Annotated in this window: 4 protein-coding genes, 1 tRNA gene, 1 rRNA gene and 1 pseudogene; 4 read left to right on the forward strand and 3 right to left on the reverse strand. The window is 51.3% G+C overall.

Features of this window, described 5'->3' with window-relative positions; all coding sequences use genetic code 11:
• Window positions 1–4: 4 nt before the first annotated feature.
• The 4 genes from rrf to WB371_RS23575 all read left to right on the forward strand — a co-directional run bounded on the left by rrf (window position 5) and on the right by WB371_RS23575 (window position 1,315).
• Window positions 5–120, forward strand: a 5S ribosomal RNA gene (gene rrf, locus WB371_RS23560).
• A gap of 54 nt (window positions 121–174) precedes the next feature.
• Window positions 175–251, forward strand: a tRNA-Asp gene (locus WB371_RS23565).
• A 262-nt stretch (window positions 252–513) separates the two neighbouring features.
• Window positions 514–759, forward strand: coding sequence for an integrase arm-type DNA-binding domain-containing protein (locus WB371_RS23570; RefSeq protein ID WP_336222365.1), 246 nt, complete (start codon window positions 514–516; stop codon window positions 757–759).
• A gap of 7 nt (window positions 760–766) precedes the next feature.
• Complete coding sequence (locus WB371_RS23575; protein ID WP_336222366.1) at window positions 767–1,315, forward strand: hypothetical protein; 549 nt, start codon at window positions 767–769, stop codon at window positions 1,313–1,315.
• On the opposite strand, the gene WB371_RS23580 is transcribed toward WB371_RS23575, so the two are convergent.
• The 3 genes and pseudogenes from WB371_RS23580 to WB371_RS23590 form a co-directional block, all read right to left on the reverse strand.
• Window positions 1,312–1,635 carry a hypothetical protein gene (locus WB371_RS23580; RefSeq protein WP_336222367.1) on the reverse strand — a complete coding sequence of 108 codons (324 nt, stop codon included), beginning with the start codon at window positions 1,633–1,635 and terminating at the stop codon, window positions 1,312–1,314. The genes WB371_RS23575 and WB371_RS23580 overlap by 4 nt on opposite strands.
• 112 nt (window positions 1,636–1,747) lie before the next feature.
• Window positions 1,748–2,367 (reverse strand): annotated as a pseudogene (locus WB371_RS23585) (IS3 family transposase); the annotation flags it as partial.
• A 235-nt stretch (window positions 2,368–2,602) separates the two neighbouring features.
• The coding region (locus tag WB371_RS23590; protein WP_420704080.1) for a TlpA family protein disulfide reductase at window positions 2,603–2,894 on the reverse strand (292 nt) is incomplete at its 5' end.

A 2,894-nucleotide genomic window follows, 5' to 3' on the forward strand; every position in this document is an offset into this window, starting at 1 on the left:
TTTGCCTGGCGGCTGTAGCGCGGTGGTCCCACCTGACCCCATGCCGAACTCAGAAGTGAAACGCCGTAGCGCCGATGGTAGTGTGGGGTCTCCCCATGCGAGAGTAGGGAACTGCCAGGCATCAAATTAAGCAGTAAACTGATGTAAAAATCAGTGGTTGTAGAAAAATTCGGTGGAGCGGTAGTTCAGTTGGTTAGAATACCTGCCTGTCACGCAGGGGGTCGCGGGTTCGAGTCCCGTCCGTTCCGCCACTTACATTTCTCAGGGTGTCTTTGAATATCCTGATGAGGAGGAAAACCGTATCGCTGTCAAAGTGATGCGGTTTTTTTTGTTTCCATATATCCCTCCCGATGTCAGGGAATCCGGCGCAAAATGGCCCACGAAATGGCCCACGCGCCAGAAAGGGAAATTTTGTAGGCCATTTTTTATTTTTGGGCTGGAAATTAATGGTGGAAACAGGACATTACGTCACCCATGTCGCGCTACATTTGACGACAACTGAAGGAGTGAATAATGGCTATATCTTCCCGATACCTTTCCGCCGCTGCGGTTCAGAAAGCAAAACCAGCCGGACATGATTATAGTCTGTCTGACGGACATGGACTGACGCTTTCGGTCAGAGCCACCGGCAAAAAAATCTGGCGTTTTCGCTATCAGCGTCCCGGTTCAGGGACAAGAACCAATATCACACTGGGCCATTACCCAGCGTTAACGCTGGCTGCGGCCCGTAACCGTTCGCAGTGGAGGGAGTTGTTATGAAGGTCTGGTGGCCACCAAACTGCAAGGCGATAATGGCCAGCCACTGGCCATTATCGATCTCAGCGAGATGAAGGGGATGCGTTACGATGAGGGCGGTAATATCACGTCCCCCTGGGATGCATCCGTTCATTATAAATTTTCACTCTCCAGCGGCAACCAGAACTGGGATGGTTATAACAGCCTGTATAAAGCTGCAAACCGCACTATCCCGGGCGGTTCCTGCTATTCGGTAGGTGCTGGCGAGCATATTGCCGGCGGGGGCTTTGGCCTGCTGTCCCGAATTCACGGTACGACGGTAGACTGGCTGTCCGGCGCCGATATTCTGGTGCCCGACGGCAGCGGTGGGCTGGTGGTAAAACATGCCAGTCTGAACAGTACCGGCAGCGAGCGGGATCTGTTTATTGCCAGTCGTGGTGCCGGGAGCGGCAATTTTGGCATTATCCTCAATTACTATTTCAGCGAACTGCTCGTCGCTCCGCAAACGGTCTATCTGTTGACGCTGGCGTATCCCTGGAGCAATTTCACTACCCAGTCGCAGTTTGATACCTTAATTTAATCTTTAATGTGATGTGATTTTTCATACAGAGGATTGATATGTAGCCTGGTGGTGCCAGCGTTGAGAAGCAGATAGCATGAGTGATTTATTATCTGCTCTGTTTTGTCTGTCTGGCTCCACCTTTCTATATCCACGAATGGGGTAAAATGGACGGACTTCGCTTTAATGGTGTTTGGGTTATCCACCAGTGTTGTTGATGACGATGTGCTCCTAATTTCAACAAGAGCAACCAGCCGCATACTGTTTTGAATAATGCCTGACAGCAGCTTTGGCACTTCAAAATTAAAAGTGTATATCAGCAGTTCACTTACATTATCCATACCAGTCAGCCTCGCGCCTCGCCTCAATGCTGCTTCGAGGATCGCCACAGGTAACTACGGCAAGGTGCAGCCAGCCTTCATCCGTACGTAAGTAGGTGGTGTCTCCTGACTACTTTTGGTTCGGGCCGCTGGCGCAAAAATCCAGTTTCAGAAGATTCTCTGACACCGGCAGGCCATGTTCGCGGTAACTGACAGGACTGAACTTCCGTGAAGCTTTCGCTTGCAACACCTGACGACGCAGGCTGGCTGCCACGGTTTTCTCATTGAACCCGTAACCCTGAGCATGCAGTTCATCGATCAGGCGCGGTGCTCCGTAAAGCTGTTTTGCCCGGTGAAAAGCCTCGTACACAACGCTGTCGCAACGCAGACGGAACTGCTGGCGTGAGTTTATCCTCGCGCGTCGTCGCTCCCACACATACCAGCCGCTGTAGACTACCCGAAGGATGCGACACATGGCTTTGATGCTGAACTCAACCTGATGTTTTTCAATAAAGACAGACTTCATTTCAGGCGCTTGGCGAAGTATGCCGCGGCCTTTTGGAGGATAGCCAGTTCCTCAGCTTGTTCCGCCAACTGGCGTTTGAGGCGGGCATTTTCAGCGGCGAGTTCATTTTCGCGGTCAGAGGATGATAACTATTGCTGCTGTTTACTGCGCCAGTTTCAGGGCTTCCTGACGAAATTCAGGTGAGTGCTGCTTGCGGATCTTTTTAAGGTTGATGCTGGTTTTGTCATGTGAGCTACCTCTGGTTGAGAGTTTACTCACTTAGTCGTTTGTCCACTATTGCTGGATAGGATCAACATTCCACTTTCAGCGAGTGGAAGAAGCTTTCCACACAGGAATTGTCGTAACAGCAGCCCTTTGCGCTCATGTTGCCACGCAGATTATGACGCTTCATGGGGGGGCATCTAAATTATCCGCGGCGATTCATCAGCTTGTTATTAATATCCAGCTCGATTGGTACCGTTCTTACAGCGCACACTGACCATCGCTGCACCCTAATGCTACAGGATCTTCTTGGCGGACAGACAAAGACTCACTTAATAACGCGCCGATTTCTGCCCCCAGCGCCAGGTCGTCGACCTGACCAAAATATTGCTGGCGCAGGTATCCCTGCTGGTCAATTAACGTCAACGTCGGCGTACCGCGCATAGCATAGGCTTGCATGGTCTGGGGAATATCACTTTCCGGGGATGGCATGTCTACACCGACAGGGAAAGGAATGCGGTATTCCGACAGAAAGGTTTCCAGCGCGTGCGCA

It is taken from the genome of Citrobacter amalonaticus (assembly GCF_037053465.1).
Classification (GTDB): Bacteria; Pseudomonadota; Gammaproteobacteria; order Enterobacterales; family Enterobacteriaceae; genus Citrobacter_A; species Citrobacter_A amalonaticus_H.